Source organism: Rufibacter aurantiacus (assembly GCF_017916345.1).
GTDB lineage: Bacteria > Bacteroidota > Bacteroidia > Cytophagales > Hymenobacteraceae > Nibribacter > Nibribacter roseolus.
Genome location: NZ_JAFMSV010000002.1, coordinates 414,903 through 432,336, shown reverse-complemented (window position 1 = coordinate 432,336; position 17,434 = coordinate 414,903). Strand labels below are relative to the sequence as shown.

Genomic DNA, 17,434 nt, shown 5'->3' with positions numbered 1-17,434 from the left:
CGCGCCTTCCTCTGCTGGAATGCCGGCTGTACAAAAGTAGATTTTTTGCGGTACTTACCCTCTCAAAGAAACCTGGGTGTATGGTTCAATCTACCCTGCCCAACTATCTGAGTCATCTTGATAATTGCTGCCAACCAGAACCTGATGGCATAAAAGTTATGGGTAATGACACCGGTGAACCTGGAACAGGGTTACTGAATAAAGAAGCAATACGGCTACAAGTATACCGGGTTTTGTACGATCAGGGAAAGTACTATAAGTATGAAAAGAAATTGCTTTCTGTTTTGGCCTTGTTTTCAGCAAATCAGGCCAGAAGCGGTACCATCCTGGGGTTGCTGTTGCAAAGGCAAAGGCGGCGGCTTGGTTTAGAAACCCGCCTTTATTTTTATACTTTTGCCTTTCCTTAACCGATTCTTCCTAAACAACCCATACATGGAATTAAAGAAAATTGCCCTGAATGATGTGCACGAGGCCCTGGGCGCCAAGATGGTGCCCTTTGCGGGTTACAACATGCCGGTTCGTTACAGCTCTGACCTGGAAGAGCACCACACCGTGCGCAAGGCTGTGGGGATCTTTGACGTGTCGCACATGGGCGAGTTCCTGGTTTCTGGTCCCCAGGCCCTGGACCTGATCCAGCGCGTGACCACCAACGATGCCTCCAAACTGACGCCAGGCAAAATTCAGTATTCCTGCCTGCCCAACCAGGAAGGCGGCATTGTGGACGATTTGCTCGTGTACTGCCTGGCCCCCGAGGAATACATGCTGGTGGTAAACGCCTCCAACATTGAGAAAGACTGGAACTGGATCAATCAATTCAACACCAACGGCGCCGAGCTGAAGAATATCTCCGATGAGATGTCTCTGTTCGCGGTGCAGGGCCCCAAAGCCGCTGACGCACTGCAAAGCCTCACCCCGGTAGACCTGAAGAACATGGTGTACTACACCTTTGACAAAGGCACCTTCGCCGGACAACCCGACGTGATCATCTCGGCCACGGGTTACACCGGCGCCGGCGGATTTGAGATCTACGTGCCCAACGAGAGCGCCAAAGAGGTTTTCCAGAAGATCATGGAAGCCGGCGCCGAGTTCGGTATCAAGCCGATTGGTTTGGGGGCCCGCGATACCCTGCGCCTGGAGATGGGCTACTGCCTCTACGGCAACGACATCACCGATTCTACCTCGCCGCTGGAAGCCGGCCTGGGCTGGATCACCAAATTCAACAAAGACTTCACCAACGCGCAGAACCTCAAAATCCAGAAAGAACAAGGCGTGAGCCGCAAGCTTATAGGCTTTGAGATGATGGAGCAGGGCATTCCGCGCAGCCACTACGAGATCGTGAACGCCGAGGGCGCCACCATCGGCGAGGTGACCTCAGGCACTATGTCGCCGTCGTTGGGCAAAGGCGTGGGCCTGGGCTACGTTCAGAATGAGTTCACCGCCCCCGGCAGCGAAATCTTCATCAAAGTGCGTAACAAGCAGCTCAAAGCCCAGGTGGTGAAACTACCTTTCTACAAACCAACTCTGTAAGTTCTGAAAGTTCTGAGTCTTGAGTCATGAGTCCTGAGTCAATTGATGTTTTAGGCTCAAGACCCAGAACCTTCCTTTGGCGTTTAGCGGCTGTTTTTCCAAGAACAGCTCCTAAACGCCAAATTTTTTAAAGACTCAGGACTCAGAACTCAAGACTCAGAACTCTTTTCCCATGCCTTCTTTAGATGTCTGTTTCAGCCCCGAGCTGTTGCACCTGTATAATTTAACCGGCAAGATTGCCGTAGTAGTGGATGTGCTGCGGGCCACTTCCAGCATGGTGACTGCGCTGTCGCACGGCGTCGCCCACATTACGCCCGTGAGCGAACTGGAGGCTTGTTTAGCTTACCGCGACCAAGGCTATCTGGTGGCCGCCGAGCGCGAAGGCCTCAAAGCCGATGGATTTGATCTGGGCAATTCTCCCTTCCATTACCTGGAGGAAGACCGCACCGGCCGTTTCCTGGCCATCACCACTACCAACGGCACCAAAGCCATGCGCCTGTCCAGCTCCGCCGATGAAGTGCTGGCCGGGGCTTTCCTCAACGTGGGCGCCATCGCCGACTACGTGCGCAGAGCCGGAAAAGACGTGGTCGTAGTCTGCGCCGGATGGAAAGGTATTTTCAACCTGGAAGATACCCTGTTTGCCGGCGCCCTAGCCGATCGTCTGCAAGGCGAATTCACCTTTGACCACGATGCCACCCAGGCCGCCTGGCACCTCTACACTACCGCCAAACCAGACATGATGGGCTTCTTGGCCAATGCCTCGCACGTGCAGCGCATGAAACGCCTGGACATCCTCAAAGACACCGAGTTCTGCCTGCAGGAAGACGTCTACACCGTAGTGCCCGTGTTGAAAGGTGATTTCCTGGTGCCCGCTGAACTGGCGTAATCACCAAGAAAATCGCTCTTGTGCCTTGTCTTTGTTTTCGGGCCTGTTTCTGGAAATCGGCCCGAAAACAGAGACAAGGCATTTTTATTTGAGTGGAAAACGCCAGTCTTAATGCGCAGCATGCTTCCCGAAGGGATCTTGCAACTGCAAATCAAAGGCTAGATAGGAGGTTTTGTGTCCATGTGGCTTAAACTGCTCCATCAGACCCAGGTCCACAATGAGCGGCGAATGTGCGAACACATGCCGGAAATACAGGGATAAGCGGTCCTCGGTGAAATGGTAAGTTGACCAGGTGTTCTCCTGGGTTTTATCTGTCACCGTCAGGACCTCGTTTCCCCCGATCAGGAAATTGCTGTGGGCCTGGTTCAGGGGAATACTGGCCTGCGCCTTCAGCCTGATCCTGATTTCCTCAGGGGTGGAGAGGGGCGTATCAGAAGACTGATAAAACGTGCGCCACTCCGGCCGGAAGGTGTAGGTCATGGCCACCTGCCTCAGATGGTGTTTGTATTGGAGCCGGCTGTAAAAGCGTACTTCCTTCTTATGGGCCGGATTCTCCAATTCAAAAGGAGCCTCCGCAGAATACTCATTCTGCCGCCTGAAACTTCCCGCCACCGAGAGCTGCCAGTGAGAGGTTAGGCCATAGCCGATTTCCTCGTTCAGCACCAGCAATCCCTGCTTCTTGAACAAGGCCCAATTATCTGGGTCGCTTTCCCTGGCCATCCCAACATAGGTACTGGACACCCACCGCGTTCTCAGATGCTGCGTCAACCCAATGGCCCCCCAACTGACGCCCTTGGTGGAACCTACGCCCGGCGGCGAAATCTGGGCCTGCGCCGAGTTGATGAAAAGAATAAACAAAATCGCTGATAATCCCCGGCGGAGATAGGTAAAACGTGCCGAGACACGGCAATAGGAACTAGGGGATGTGTTGGAAGGAGTGGAGGTTCTAAACATAGTTTCTTTCAGTTAAAGGTTATCTCAAGGACCTTGCAAAGTCAGGTCAAAGAGACAGCCCAATACTGGAAGAAATTGGGAAGAGGAAATAGCCTTTAAAATGCGGATTGGCCTTCTATGCCACAAACCCGTTTCAAAGCCGATTCTACAAAATCAGACTTGAACCAGGTTTCCTTTCTTTTAGTAGTTTCTACCGCAGTTTAGGGTTGTTCTGGTGCCGGTCTTTGTCGCGGGAGGTGCGTTTCTCCATGCCTTTGGCAAAGGCCTCAGTGAGGTTCACGCCCGTCTGGTTCGCCAGCGCGATGAGCACGAACAGCACATCGGCCATCTCCGCGCCCAGGTCCACGTCCTCATCGCTTTTCTTGAACGACTGGTCGCCGTAGCGCCGCGCGATGATGCGGGCCACCTCGCCCACTTCCTCAGTGAGGATGGCCAGGTTCGTCAACTCGGAGAAATACCGCACGCCTACGTCTTTGATCCAGGTGTCTACCGCTTGTTGTGCTTCTTCTAAGGTCATGTTTTTAATGTGCTAATTTGGGAATGTGCTGAGGAGTTGATGAAGATTGTTGTGAGGCTATTTTCTGGAAATCAGGTTGAAAATGAAGGCCCAAAAACAATCAACAATAAACAACAAACAGTCTACTTACTCCCGGTTCTGCGAGTCTATGGTAATAGTCACGGGTCCGTCGTTGACCAGGGCCACTTTCATGTCGGCGCCGAAGATGCCGGTGGGGACTTCTTTGCCTAGTTCTTTTTCGAGTACCTGGTGGAACTGCTCGTACAGCGGGATGGCCACGGCAGGCGGGGCGGCGTTGATGTAGGAGGGGCGGTTGCCTTTCTTGGTGAGGGCATACAGCGTGAATTGGCTGATAAGTAAAATGCCGCCGTCTACTTCCTGCACGCTCAGGTTCATCTTGTCCTCGGCATCAGAGAAAATCCGGAGCTGCACAATCTTCTTGGCGGTCCAGGACAGGTCCTCGGGGGTGTCTGAATTGGTGAAGCCAGCCAGCACCAGCAGGCCCTGGGCAATGTGGCCGTTCTTGTTTCCTTCAATGGTGACGGATGCCTCAGACACCCGCTGAATTACTACGCGCATAATCAGTAATTAAGAGGAAGGACAACTGGTTGGTTTCACAAGGTTTTAAGGAAAAGGGGCTAAAAAAACATTCACTCCTTCTCGCAATCACTCCTTCACTCATTCCTAAAAGGGGCAAGTTAAAAAGAAAACCCGCAGCCATCGCGCTCAAGCGCACATTCTTCATTTTATAAGAATAGAAAGCTGAAGCGGACGTTTTTCCATTATTTTTGTGTTCCTAACCCTTCAAGGATGCCGAAAAAGACGATTTACTGGCTGTGCGGTGTGGTGGTGCTGTTGGCGCTGGGCTTCTATGGGTACTCAAAATGGACGGAGGCACGCGAAAAGGTGAGCCTCTGGACGCTGGTACCCGACAATGCCGTTTTTGTGGTGGAAACGAACAACGCCCCCCGGTTCCTGGATCATTTGCGGCAGACAGACCTGTGGGCCACGGTTTCCCAGATGCCCTACGTGCTGCGCCTAGACGATCAGTTGACCCAACTGGACAGTCTTTCTACCGGCCGCTCGCCACTACGTAATTTCCTCACCAATAAGAATGTGTTGGTGTCCATGCACGTGATGGGCCGCACTGAGTATGACCTTGTTTATTACGTGCCGGTGAGCACCGTGGCCCAACACCGCTACATCCGTACGTTGGTGGAGAACATGTCCAAGTCTGGTTTGTACCGGCAGGAGATGAGGGAGTACCAGGGTTTCCAGATCACTGACATCATTCACCAGAACGACAACGACAATCTCTCTTATTTCAGCTACCATAATAACCTGGTCATCAGTCCCAGCCCGGTACTAGTGGAGGAGATCATTAGAAAGATCAACCGCGGGCAACTGGAGTCGCCGGCCAAGGACTACAAGAACACCAACTACCTGAGCCAGCCCGATGTCTACGCCAACGTCTTCATCAACTACCAGCACGTGCCTGATCTGTTGGGCGTTTTCCTCAAGAAAGACCTCCTCGCTGATGTGAACCTGCTCAGCAGCCTTTGCCGCAACAGCATGCTGCAGTTGAAACTGGACAACAACCGGCTGTTCATGAACGGCTTCTCGCGCCCCGAAACCGTGGAAGGTTCTTTGTACAGTCGCATCCAAGGCCATGAGGCCAAGAAATTCAGCCTAAAGGAGGTACTACCAGAGCGGGCGGCTATTGTGCTGCACCTGGGTCTGAACCAGATGAACACCCTCCGGAAAGAACCCGGCAAGCCGGAAGGCTCCTTCCTGGACTCGCTTTCCGGGTCTTTTTCCGGGGAGCTGGGGCTTTGTTACCTGGAAGCCTACGATACCAAGACCAGCCCTGAGAAAATCCTGTTCGCGCAGACGGCCAACCCGGGTGTGACCCAGCAGATGCTCAACCGTCTGCAGCCGGGCCAGACCGCCGGTACCGTGGAAAAGCACGGCCAGCACACCATCAGGTTACTCACCGCCAAAGAACTGCCGCAGCAATTGTTTGGGGACCTGTTCAAGGGCTTTGAGCAGACCTATTACACCACCCTGCAGAACTACATCCTCTTCACCGATGACGTGGCCACCATGCGCGCGCTGCTCAGCGAGGTAGAGGAGGGGAAGGTCTGGAGCAAATCGGCGGCGCTGGAGCCTTTGCTCAACCAGTCGCAGCAGGCAGACAACATTGGGTTGTTCATTAACACGAGCCACGCCTGGAACCTGCTTTTGCGCTCCATGAGCCCCGAGCAGCAGGTGAGTCTGCTCCGTAATAGCGCTATCATCAAGAAATTCAACTATTTCAGTCTGCAGTTCGGCGCTTCTGATAACCAGTACTACACCAGTTTCCTCTTGCGCCACCAGGAAGAGTCAAGGGTGAAGACCGTTTTGGCTAACCAGGGCATCAGGCAGGAAGAGACCTTTGACTTCAACAGCCGCCTTATTTCCACGCCGTTCCTCACGCGGTTTGTGGTAGACAACAGCAGCGAGATTGTGGTGCAGGACTCGGCTCTGGTGCTGTACGGCGTGGGCGCAGACCGCGGCCGCCGCAACTGGAGCGATACGCTCAACTCCCGCATTATGGGGCCGGTGCTCCAACTGCCCTACGGCCAGGACAAGCGCCTGAAGTATTTCTTCGCCACTGCTAACAGCCTGCACTGTATTGACAAAAACGGCACCGAAGAGGAGAACTTCCCCTTCATTCTAGGAGACTCCATCAGGTTGCAGCGCCTCACCGTGTTTGACTACGACAAAACCGGAGATTACCGCCTCGCTGCGGATGATAACCTGGGCAACCTCTTCATCCTGGACATGCAGGGCAACCTCCAGTCTGGTTGGAACCCCATGCGCCTGGACGGCCGCCTGGCTGCGCCGCCGCAGCACGTGAAGGTGAACGGCCGCAACGTGATTATGGTGGCGCTGGAAAACGGCTTCATCTACGCCTTTGGGACGCAGGGCGAGCCTTATCCGGGGTTCCCCATCAACCTGAACGGGAGTCTGCGCTCGGGGCTATTCCCTAAACTGGGCATCTCTTTCCGGCGGTCGCTCTTCACCACGGTAACGCAGGGCGGCGAGATCATCACCTTTGACTTGACCGGCGAGGTAACCCGGCGCGAACAGCTCCTGCGCCCCAGTAGGAGCAGCACGTTCAAAATGATACCCGAAGAAGGAGGGAAGTCGTTTATCATTGCCCGCTCAGACCCGGGCCGCGTGGCCTTGTTTGGGCAGGACGGGAAACTCTTGCTGGACCGCCGCTTCGTGACGTCCTCGGCCAAAGAGGTGCAGTATTTCCATTTCGGGGGAGACCGCAAGCTGTACGTGATCTGGGAAACCGGGCCACGCAAAGCGTACTTGTTTGATGTGCAGGCACAGCCGCTGGGCAATGACCCCATCAATACCAGCTATCCGGTAACGGTGCGCTACAACGAGGTGCAGAACCAGTACATCATCTTCTCTACCTACAACAAACTGCTGCAGAAAACGGTGGTGCAGGGCCGCTAAATTCCTGCTCCTTCATTTTTTCTGCTTTCTGTTTCCGGGCCGTTTTTCCGTTATCGGCCCGGAAATGAAAAAAGATGAAAATATTTTGAACTAAATTGTATGTATATACATTAATTGTCTATACATTTGCAGCACTTAAACACTAAGTCAAAAAGAAATGAAACTGAGAAACACAGTAGTATTGGCGCTGGTAGCGTTAGTAACATTTGCCTTCGCTGGTAAAGGCGTTAATTACAAAGTGGTAACCAACCAGTCTAAAGTGAACTGGAGAGGCACCAAAGTAACCGGTGAGCACTCTGGCGCGATCAACGTAGCCGAAGGTACTCTGAACAGTGATGGAAAAAACATCTATGGTGGCACGTTCACCATTGACATGAACTCCATCACCTGTACTGACATCACCGATGCCAAGATGAACGGTAACCTGGTAGGTCACCTGAAGTCTGATGACTTCTTCGGTACTGCCAAACATCCAAAGGCTACCCTGGTGATCACTAAAGTAACCCCTACTAAAACCAAAGGCCAGTACCTGGTGAATGGTGATTTGACCATCAAAGGCATCAAAAACCCAATTCAATTCCCGGCTACTATCGCTCATGCCGGTAACCAGATCAAAGCCAAAGCCAACATCAAAGTAGACAGAACCAAATATGACATCAAATACGGTTCAGGTTCTTTCTTTGACAACCTGGGCGACAAAGCCATCAGCAACGAATTTGAACTGAACGTTGATTTAGTTGCTCAGAAAGACTTAGTAGCCAAGAAATAAGCTTACCCGTTTTTCATGATTGTTTGCCCCGTGGAAGAGCGAAAGCTCCCCACGGGGCATTTTTCATTTCAGCCCAAGGCATTGATTGGGCTCTCCTCGTTTTCAGGGCCTTTTCTTTATTTCTCCGTCAAACTGTTTTTTCTTCTGAAAACCAAAACAAGGTAGTAACTGTTCTTTTGATGATAGTAAACCTATTATTCCAAATAGTATTTGTATATTTGGCGAGGATTTACGGATACAACTATGAGCGCTACCATTACCATCAAGCTAAATGAGAAGCTGTTTCTGCGAGACCCCGAACAAACCGAGCTGGGCAAAGCCATTGTGAAAGAAAGCATCAGGCTGATTGATGAGCTTGGCTTTGAGCAGTTCACTTTCAAGAAACTGGCCCAGCAGATTACGTCCACGGAGGCGTCGGTGTACCGGTACTTTGAGAACAAGCACAAGCTGTTGCTTTACCTGGTGTCCTGGTATTGGAACTGGCTGGACTACCGCATCAGCTACCATACCCACAATGTGACCGATGCCGCGGAACGACTGCAGGTATTCATCAGGATTCTGGCGGCAGATCCTATGAAAGAGCCGTTGACCACCTTCTTTGACGTGGAAGCGCTGGCCCGCATTGTAGTGGTGGAGGCCTCAAAAGCTTACCTGACCAAGGAGGTGGACAATGACAACCGGGCAGGTTTGTTCCGCGATTATAAAAGCTTGTGCCACAAGATGGCGCTGGTGGTGCTTGAAATAAATCCGCAGTACCCGTACCCGCATGCTTTGATAAGCACTCTTTTTGAAACTACCCGCAAGCACCAGTTTTTCGCCCAACATCTGCCTTCCCTTACCGAGGTGAAACTGGAGCAAGCCGGGTTAAACAGCCTGATCAGCTATTTGAACCACCTGGCTTTCTCGGCTATTGGTACTGCAGTTGTAAATACACAGGCAAATGACTAAAAAGAAAAAGATGAGTGAAATACCTGCAAAAAGAAGTCCCCTGAGCCGTTTCCTGGAGCTCCTGGCCTCAGAGAAAAAAGTGATCGGATTTATTTATCTCTATGCCGTTTTCTCGGGGCTGGTAAACCTTTCCTTGCCCTTGGGTATTCAGAGTCTGATTGGGTTTGTTTCCGGCGGGCAGTTGGTCACGTCGGTTTCGGTCCTGATCATTTTAATTGTGGTGGGCGTGTTGGTGGTGGGAGGGCTGCAGGTGATGCAACTTTCCTTGGTAGAGCACATTCAGCAGCGCCTTTTCGCGACCAAGGCTTTTCAGTTTGCCACTCACCTCACCAAGATCAAAGGAAGCCAATTGGCAACCCAGAACCTGCCCGAACTGATGAACCGGTTCTTTGACGTAGTCTCCCTGCAGAAAGGACTGGCCAAAATGCTGACTGATTTTTCGGCGGCCGCCATCCAGATCCTGTTTGGGCTTATTCTGCTTTCCTTCTACCATTCGTATTTCATTTTCTTCGGGTTAGTGCTGGTTGCCCTATTGGTGTTGGTGCTGCGCCTTACCAGTCCGCGGGGGATGCAGACCAGCCTGGAGGAATCTAAATACAAATACCGGCTGGTGCATTGGCTGGAGGAGATGGCCCACAATATCTCGGTGTTCAAGTCTGCCTCCCATGAGAATCTCTCCCTGGAGAAGACCGATTACTACACCAGCGGCTATCTAAAGGCCCGGAATGCCCACTTTAAGGTGTTGATCACCCAGTACATCAGTTTTGTGGGGTTCAAGACTATCATCACGGCGGGCTTACTGCTCATGGGGAGTTTGCTCCTGATAAACCAGGAAATCAACCTGGGACAATTTGTGGCCTCGGAGATCATCATCATTCTGGTCATCAACGCGGTAGAGAAACTGTTGGTGAAGCTGGATGTGGTGTATGACGTGCTCACCAGTCTGGAGAAACTGGGCGCCGTCACCGATCTGCCCATGGAGGAGGAGAAAGGCCTGGCCAGGGAGACACCTGTCGGCAAACCAGGGGTTTCTTTGAAAGTACAGGAGTTGACCTTCCAGTATGCGGGCTCGCCCAAACCTGCCCTGCAGGATGTGTCCTTTTCCGTGAATGCCGGCGAGAAAGTTTGTCTGATGGGTTCTGAAGAGGCCGGAAGATCTACCTTACTGCAGGTAATAGCCGGCATCTTAACCGACTATGAAGGCACCGTGGCCTGCAATGGTTTGTCGCTGCGGGACTATACCCCGGAGGCCATCCAGAACCAAACGGGCTATTTTCTCTTCCCCAGTCTTTTGTTTGAAGGAACCATTCTGGAGAACATCTCCATGGGGCAGCCAGACGTGAAACTGGAAGATGTGCTCTGGGCGCTGGAGACTGTGGAGTTGACCGACTATGTGCATGCGCAGCCGCAGGGCTTGTATACGCCCATCCGCAGCCATGCACCCAATATTCCGGCGGGAGTGGCCCAGCGCTTGGCCCTGGCCCGCAGCATTGCCCGTCGGTCTAACCTGCTCTTGTTGGATTCCTTCCTGCCCAATGTCAACAAACATCTGAGGGAGCGGATAGGAAATCGGCTGTTAGAGGATAACACTACCTGGACCGTGCTTTTGATCTCTAATGACTCAGCCATCATGCGCCTGTGTAAACGGGTGATTTTACTCAAGAATGGCCGGGTAGAACGAGATGTAGTGGGTGAATTATCTAATGCCGAAGAGTTAACCAGTTTGATGTCATGATAAGGCAAGTAAAAAAATATCAGTTTTCCCAGGAACTAGAGCAGTATGAATCTTTTCGGCTGCTAGGCAAGCCACGGCTGGGCAAAAGCGTAGCGTATTGGTGCGTGGGTCTGTTCAGTCTCATTTTCCTGGCTTCCTGGCTACCCTGGACCCAGAATATCCGCTCCGCGGGCAGCGTCACCACGCTGCAGCCCCAGGACCGTCCGCAAACGGTTCATAGCACCATTGCCGGCCGCATTGAGCAGTGGCGGGTGCAGGAGGGGCAGAAAGTCAAAAAAGGCGATACTTTGGTAGTGCTCTCGGAGGTAAAGGAGAAATACTTTGATCCTCAGTTGTTGCCGCGCATGCAGGAGCAACTGCAGGCCAAGGAAGGCAGCCTCCAGGCCACCCAGGCCAAAGCCGAGGCGCTCACCCAGCAGATTGCCGCCTTGCAGGAGGGGCTTCAGTTCAGTTTGGAGAAAGCCCGGAACAAGGCTCGTCAGGCGTATTTGAAAGTCCAGAGCGACAGCGCCGATCTGGTGGCTATCAGAGCCGAGTATGAGGTGGCGCAGGCGCAGTTCGCCCGGCAGGAGAAACTGTATGCCCAGGGCCTGAAATCCCTGACCGAGCTGGAAAGCCGCAGGCTGAAATTCCAGGAAGTCCGGGCCAAGCTGCAGAGCACCCAGAATAAACTGAGCATCAGCCGCAACGAGCAGCAAAACGCCCGCATAGAACTAGCCTCATTGCAAGCCGAGTACCAGGACAAAATCTCCAAAGCCCAGTCTGACCTGAACGCTACCCGGGCCTACGTGAATGACACCAAAGGCGAGATCTCCAAGGCGAAGAATGAGTATGCCAGCACACAGATCAGGAACTCCTTCTACCAGATCACGGCGCCGCAGGACGGATACGTGGTGCGGGCGCTTAAATCTGGGTTGGGTGAGACCATCAAAGAAGGAGAGGCCGTGTGCAGCATCATGCCGGCTAATCCGCAGTTGGCCGTGCAGCTCTACGTGCATCCCATGGATATTCCGCTGTTGGACGTGGGCCGGCCGGTGCGGCTCCAGTTTGAGGGATGGCCTGCCTTGGTCTTCTCGGGCTGGCCCAACGTTGGTTTCGGGACTTTTGGCGGAAAAGTGGCCGTCATCGATAACATTGACAGCCAAGGCAAATACCGGGTGCTGGTGGTGCCCGAGAACGCAGAAACTCCCTGGCCCGAGGCCATCCGGATCGGGTCTGGGGCTTACGGGTGGGCCATGCTCAATGACGTGCCCATCTGGTATGAGTTGTGGCGCCAGTTGAATGCTTTCCCGCCAGATTTCGTGGGAGCCGTGGACGGGGCACAAAAGGGCAGCGAAAAAGAGACAACACCTAAGGCAGAAGACAAGAAATGAAAGCGAAACTCGTCCTCCTCTTTTTTCTGATGGGGTGTCCGGCGGTATTTTCCCATGCAGCAGCCCAAGAGGCTGACAGCACGGCCGTATTCACCATCCGTGATCTCATGGAGCAGCTGGTGGTGCATCATCCGGTGGCCCGGCAGGCTCAGCAGCTAACCGAGCAGGCCCGGCAGGAAGTCCGCATGGCCCGGGGCGTTTTTGACCCGGTTTTGGCATCTAAGTACTATAACAAGGAACTGAGCGGCAAGAACTATTTCACCCTTTGGGACAACGTGCTGAAGGTTCCGCTCTGGGTAGGGGAACTCAAAGCCGGGTACGAGCGCAACAGCGGGGTCAATGTCAATGGAGAGAACATTACGCCTCCCTCGGGGCTGAGCTATTTTGGGGTATCGATGCCCCTGGGTCAAGGCCTGCTGATAGATGAGCGGCGGGCCACGCTTCTGCAGGCCAGGCAGGCGCAGGACCTCGCCGAGGCTGATCGGGTGAAAATGATCAACAAATTATTGCTGGAAGCCGCCAAAGCCTACTGGGACTGGGCCGCTACCTATGAGCGCTGGCAGTTGCTGGAGCAGGGCTTTCAACTGGCCCAAGTACGATTTCAGGCCGTGAAGGAGCGGGTAATCCAGGGCGATCTGGCAGCCATAGATTCAGTGGAAGCTAAGATTGAGGTTCAGAACCGACTGGCATTGTTGCAGCAGGCCAGAACAGAATACCAGAACGCGGCCCTGGTAGTCTCCAATTTCCTGTGGGGCGAAAACGCTACGCCCTTGGAGATACCAGAGAATATCAGGCCTTCTTTGCTGGGCACAGAGACGGAGCCCCTGACTTCTGATGCTCTCTCTGAATTGCTGGCAACTGCCCGGGAGCAGCACCCCGAGGTTCAGAAACTGGAGATCAAGACCAGGCAGTTGGAGGTGGAGCGCAGATTCACCCAAAACAAACTGCTGCCTAAGCTCAATCTGGAATATAACCTCATCGGGCCTGGGAATTCTCTAAGTGGTCAGTGGCTGGAGGGAGGTTATGCCTCCAATAATTTCAAAGTGGGAGCAAGTTTCAGTGTGCCGATTTTTTTGAGGCAGGAGCGGGGAAAGCTACAGGTAACGCGCCTGAAACTGAATGCCACCCACCTGGAGCTACAGCAAACCACTCGCGAAAACCTGAATCTGGTACAGGCGGCCTACAATGAGCGACAGATGCTGGAAGATCAGATTACCCTTCAGGAGCAGATCATTGCCAACAGCACCCTCATGCGGAACGGCGAGCAGCAACGGTTTGAAAACGGCGAAAGCTCCCTGTTCCTGATCAACACCCGCGAATCAAACCTGATCAACCAGCAAATCAAACTCTACGAACTGAAAGCGAAATACGGCAAAGCCAAATACTACCTGCAGTGGGCTGCCGGTAGCCTGAGCAGCGCCCTGAACCCATCAGCCCGGGTGAAGTAACATCCGCAGAAATGGTCGATATATACCGCTTTATGTGCCATTTGGAGGTAAGACGGCCTTCGGCCTGTTTTGACTTAATCGTTTTTAGGCAATTTTACAGAAACCAGCTTCAAATCGGCTTTGCCTGAGTTCTTCCCCAGAGGAAACCATATGCCATGATGAACCCTAAGTCAGACCGAATTCAAAAGTCTGAATGCATTTACTGGTTCGTGAGCCAGCCTTTGCGGTAGAAGTAATACACCATGCCCGAGACGATGACCGCCATCACGCATAGCAGCGTCACGTAACCGTAGGGGTGGTAGAGCTCCGGCATGTTCAACGGGTTAATGCCGCCTCTGGGGTTCTCGCGGGAGAAGTTCATGCCGTACAGTCCCACAATGAAACTCAACGGAATGAAGATGGTGGAGATGATGGTGAGTACTTTCATTACCTCGTTCATGCGGTTGCTCACGTTAGAGAGGTACAGGTCTGTGAGGCTGCTGGTCGTTTCTTTGTAGTTGTCTACCAGGTCCATGAGCTGCACGGCGTGGTCATAGATGTCCTTGAAGTAGATCTTGAGGTCCTGCGGAATAAGTTGCTCGTCCATGCGCATAATTTCGTTGATCTTGTCGCGCTCAGGCCAGACAATGCGCCTTATTTTCACCACCTCGCGTTTGAGATCCAGGATCTGGCTCAGGAGTTGTTTGCTGGGCTTCTGGAAAAGGCAGTCCTCCAGTTCCTCGGCGTACTCGCCCAGTTGGGCCATGGCCGGAAAATAATGATCCAGCACCACATCCATAATGGCATAGGCCAGGTACATGCTGGATTTCTTCCGGATGGCGCCTTTGCCCGCCTTGATCCGGTCCCGAAGTGGTTCCAGGCAGTCCTCGTAGTCGCTCTGGAAGGTGATCACGTAATTAGGTCCGGTGAAAATGGAGAGCTGGTCATCGTCAATTCTGTGGTCTGGCGTGAACTGAACCATGCGGGACACGATGAACAACCGGTTGTGGTCTTCCTCCACCTTGGGCCGCTGGTAGTCATTGATCACGTCTTCCATCTGCAGCGGATGGATGTGGAAATCTTTCATGATTTGCTCCAGCAGCGCCACGCTGCCGTAGCCGCGCACGTCAATCCAGTGCCGGGCCTCCGGGGTTTGCTTAAACTCCCGCATCAGCGATTCATAATCCGTAAACTCCCGGGCCCCGTGCATCTGCTCATTGAAAGACATCAGGAAAAGCCGGGGCGCCAGGGCATCTGCCGAGATGGTCAGCGAGCCTGGTTTTTGGCCTACGCTTCTTTCCAGAATGCTTTTAGGAGGCAGCTTTGACTTTTTGGACTTTGACTTAGGAAGAATGCGCATGTGGGTTTCTGGGTGTGGTGGTCTTAAGCGGATGCGGTAAATTGGATTTGATACGTAAACCGGCAAGGTACGGATAAGTCTGTTTCCGCGCTGTTTTTGCCGAAACAAGGTGAAAACGACAGGGAAAGCAGGTTTCTTGCGCTAGGCCTCCAGCGTACCGCCGGCCTTCTGCAGAAGCGTTTCAATCTGGGCGGCCAGGCTGGTGCGCACCTCCACCGTAAGGTGGCAATCCAGGTGGAAATCCTGCTGCCGCACCGGCAGGTCGAAGTCTTTGACCACTTTCATGATCTCGTTCATCTGCCCGTACCCAAACTGCACCGTGAGCAGTGCTGTTTCATGGCGTTCTATGACCTGAGCCCCCTCCAGCGCCTCGACGGTGGCCGTTTTGTAGGCATGGATCAACCCGCCCACGCCCAGCTTCACGCCCCCAAAATACCGGATGACCACCACCAGCACGTTGCTCAACCTCAGCGACCTGATCTGTCCCAAAATAGGATCCCCGGCCGAGTGATTAGGCTCCCCGTCATCGTTGGCGCGGAAGGTGGCCCGGTCGGCGCCCAGCAAATACGCATAGCAATGGTGCCGGGCATCGAAGTACTCTTTGCGCAGGCCCGTGAGTATTTCCTTGATTTCTTCCTCAGAGCGCACCGGATACGCCTTGGCGATGAACTTGCTGCCTTTCTCTTTGTACAGTCCCTCCACGGGCGCGGCGATGGTGCGGTAGGTGTCCTCCATGAAGGGCAAAATTACGAAAGGTTTTACAATGGAAGTAACGGCCGTTTCAAGCCCCTTTTCCGGAAAATAGACCTGAAACACCTTATGCAGTGGCGTTCATTTCCGGTCTGGCCCGAGAAGACGGTATCCATTTCCGGGGCTTTGCGTAACTTCGCCGATGATGATTCCAACTGAGCCGTACCTGTTTCCGTTCCTGTGTTTGCCCGATGCCCATGGCACCCTGATTTCCACCCAAGACGAGCAAGGATTGCCTTTCGCTGCCAAGCGAATTTTCTGGGTTTTCGCCTCCAGCCAGGGCGACGAACGCGGCGGGCACGCGCACCGCACCACGCAGGAGATTTTGGTGGTGGTACAGGGCAGCGTGAAAGTGGAAACCGAAACCGCCCAGGGAAAGCAAAGTTTTGAGTTGCAGACGCCCAGCCAGGGACTGTACATTCCACCGTTCTGCTGGATTGCCGTGCACCCTTCCCCCGGGGCCATTCTGTGCTGCATGACCTCCACCGTGTTTGAGGAAGCCGATTACATACGCGATTACGCCGAGTTCAAAAAACTGATTTAACCCCGAAGCGATGCCAGGACCCTTGGGAGCGACCTACGAGGCCAAATGCCTCACCAGCCCGGCGGAGCTTTCTGCCCTGCCTCCCTTTGCGTTTGAGGTGTTTCTGTATCTGCAACCAGCCCACGTGGCCCTGCAAGCCGGACCTAACTGGCAGGTGTTCGTTCTGGTGAACCACTCCACAGGTCAAGTGGTGGGAATAACTCATCTCTTCCGGGAGCAGGATTTTGCCCGTACGCCTTGGCGGGCTCCGTTCGGTGGCATGCAGCTGCACCAGGACGTCCCTGAAGCCGTGGCCCGCACGTTTCTGCAATACGTGCACCTGCATCTGCGGGACCAGGACGTGCGCCGCGTGCAGTGGCTGCAATGTCCCGATGTGTACGCCCCCGGCACCAACGAATGGATGCGCTCCGCCCTGCCCGCCTTCCGGTATTCCCTCCAGCACGACCAACGCAACCACCATATCCCAGTCACCGAGGCACCGTTTCAGGAGATCATTCATCCGTCCTTGAAACGCAGGCTGACCAAATGCCTGAACGCGGAATTCACTTTTCAGCAGGAAACGGTGGCGGAGTTGCCTGAAGCCTATGCGTTTCTCAAGCGTTGCCGCGAAGAGAAGCAAAAACCGCTCTCCTTGTCATTGGAGCAACTGACCCGGTATTTTGAGTTATTTCCGGAGCGCTATTTCCTGTTTACCGTTCGGCATGGGCAGGAGCTGGCCGCCGTGGGAGTGGCTGTAATGATTACCCGGCATCTCCTGAACCATCTATACCCGGCCAGCCCTAGAAGCTTTAATGCCTACAGCCCCACGGTGCTGCTCAATGCCGGGCTCTACCAGTTTTGCCAGACTCGCCACATTTCCATATTGGACTTAGGCGTATCGGCGCCCGTAGACGAAAGCGAGAAGGATTACAGCGGGCTTTTCACCTTCAAGGAACGGCTGGGAGGGGTAGAATCTAGGAAACCCACTTTTTTGATGGAGTGAATGAGTGATGGCTTGAATGAGTGAATTAGGGAAGTAGAAATTGCCAAATTTGACAAGCTGTTTTGGAGCTGTTTTTCTGAAACTGCTCTTAAAAAGGAATTTGCATTCTAACCCCACCACAGGTTTCTTTGCGCCAACATTTTCTCCGT

Annotated in this window: 16 protein-coding genes; 11 read left to right on the top strand and 5 right to left on the bottom strand. The window is 53.5% G+C overall.

Going from position 1 to position 17,434, the window contains the following annotated elements; all coding sequences use genetic code 11:
• Positions 1-80: 80 nt before the first annotated feature.
• From J3P34_RS07250 to J3P34_RS07240, 3 genes are all read left to right on the top strand, one after another.
• Positions 81-407, top strand: coding sequence for a hypothetical protein (locus J3P34_RS07250; protein WP_210487500.1), 327 nt, complete (start codon positions 81-83; stop codon positions 405-407).
• A 25-nt stretch (positions 408-432) separates the two neighbouring features.
• Positions 433-1,527: a glycine cleavage system aminomethyltransferase GcvT gene (gene gcvT / locus J3P34_RS07245; RefSeq protein WP_210487498.1), complete on the top strand. Its 1,095-nt coding sequence runs from the start codon at positions 433-435 to the stop codon at positions 1,525-1,527.
• Positions 1,528-1,699: 172 nt separating this feature from the next.
• On the top strand, positions 1,700-2,413 hold the full coding sequence (locus tag J3P34_RS07240; RefSeq protein WP_210487496.1) for a 2-phosphosulfolactate phosphatase: 714 nt from the start codon (positions 1,700-1,702) through the stop codon (positions 2,411-2,413).
• A 108-nt stretch (positions 2,414-2,521) separates the two neighbouring features.
• On the opposite strand, the gene J3P34_RS07235 is transcribed toward J3P34_RS07240, so the two are convergent.
• The 3 genes from J3P34_RS07235 to dtd all read right to left on the bottom strand — a co-directional run bounded on the left by J3P34_RS07235 (position 2,522) and on the right by dtd (position 4,463).
• Positions 2,522-3,271, bottom strand: a complete 750-nt coding sequence (locus tag J3P34_RS07235; RefSeq protein ID WP_210487494.1) for a DUF2490 domain-containing protein — start codon at positions 3,269-3,271, stop codon at positions 2,522-2,524.
• Between the two features lie 286 nt (positions 3,272-3,557).
• Positions 3,558-3,884 (bottom strand): nucleotide pyrophosphohydrolase, encoded by a 327-nt coding sequence (locus J3P34_RS07230; protein ID WP_207435594.1) that lies wholly within the window; start codon positions 3,882-3,884, stop codon positions 3,558-3,560.
• Positions 3,885-4,010: 126 nt separating this feature from the next.
• Positions 4,011-4,463, bottom strand: coding sequence for a D-aminoacyl-tRNA deacylase (gene dtd, locus J3P34_RS07225; protein ID WP_210487492.1), 453 nt, complete (start codon positions 4,461-4,463; stop codon positions 4,011-4,013).
• Positions 4,464-4,694: 231 nt separating this feature from the next.
• Here dtd and J3P34_RS07220 point away from each other — a divergent pair, with 231 nt between their 5' ends.
• The 6 genes from J3P34_RS07220 (at position 4,695) to J3P34_RS07195 (ending at position 13,670) form a co-directional block, all read left to right on the top strand.
• Positions 4,695-7,397, top strand: coding sequence for a hypothetical protein (locus tag J3P34_RS07220; RefSeq protein ID WP_210487490.1), 2,703 nt, complete (start codon positions 4,695-4,697; stop codon positions 7,395-7,397).
• Between the two features lie 157 nt (positions 7,398-7,554).
• Positions 7,555-8,166 (top strand): YceI family protein, encoded by a 612-nt coding sequence (locus tag J3P34_RS07215; RefSeq protein ID WP_210487488.1) that lies wholly within the window; start codon positions 7,555-7,557, stop codon positions 8,164-8,166.
• A gap of 243 nt (positions 8,167-8,409) precedes the next feature.
• Positions 8,410-9,114 (top strand): TetR/AcrR family transcriptional regulator, encoded by a 705-nt coding sequence (locus J3P34_RS07210; RefSeq protein ID WP_210487486.1) that lies wholly within the window; start codon positions 8,410-8,412, stop codon positions 9,112-9,114.
• Between the two features lie 10 nt (positions 9,115-9,124).
• The gene (locus J3P34_RS07205; RefSeq protein ID WP_210487484.1) at positions 9,125-10,849 is read left to right on the top strand and encodes a peptidase domain-containing ABC transporter; all 1,725 of its coding nucleotides are present in this window, start codon (positions 9,125-9,127) and stop codon (positions 10,847-10,849) included.
• On the top strand, positions 10,846-12,222 hold the full coding sequence (locus J3P34_RS07200; RefSeq protein WP_210487482.1) for an HlyD family secretion protein: 1,377 nt from the start codon (positions 10,846-10,848) through the stop codon (positions 12,220-12,222). Before J3P34_RS07205 ends, J3P34_RS07200 begins: the two co-directional genes overlap by 4 nt.
• Positions 12,219-13,670 carry a TolC family protein gene (locus J3P34_RS07195; RefSeq protein ID WP_210487480.1) on the top strand — a complete coding sequence of 484 codons (1,452 nt, stop codon included), beginning with the start codon at positions 12,219-12,221 and terminating at the stop codon, positions 13,668-13,670. Before J3P34_RS07200 ends, J3P34_RS07195 begins: the two co-directional genes overlap by 4 nt.
• Positions 13,671-13,869: 199 nt before the next feature.
• Here the strand turns inward: J3P34_RS07195 and corA are convergent, their stop codons facing one another.
• Complete coding sequence (corA, locus tag J3P34_RS07190) at positions 13,870-15,009, bottom strand: magnesium/cobalt transporter CorA (protein WP_210487478.1); 1,140 nt, start codon at positions 15,007-15,009, stop codon at positions 13,870-13,872.
• A gap of 141 nt (positions 15,010-15,150) precedes the next feature.
• A complete protein-coding gene (locus tag J3P34_RS07185) occupies positions 15,151-15,744 on the bottom strand; it encodes an IMPACT family protein (RefSeq protein ID WP_210487476.1) in 594 nt (197 codons plus the stop codon).
• A gap of 157 nt (positions 15,745-15,901) precedes the next feature.
• Between J3P34_RS07185 and J3P34_RS07180 the strand changes: the two genes are divergently transcribed.
• Positions 15,902-16,303, top strand: coding sequence for a sugar 3,4-ketoisomerase (locus J3P34_RS07180; RefSeq protein WP_210487474.1), 402 nt, complete (start codon positions 15,902-15,904; stop codon positions 16,301-16,303).
• Between the two features lie 10 nt (positions 16,304-16,313).
• Positions 16,314-17,285, top strand: a complete 972-nt coding sequence (locus tag J3P34_RS07175; protein ID WP_210487472.1) for a GNAT family N-acetyltransferase — start codon at positions 16,314-16,316, stop codon at positions 17,283-17,285.
• The last annotated feature ends 149 nt before the right edge of the window (positions 17,286-17,434 follow it).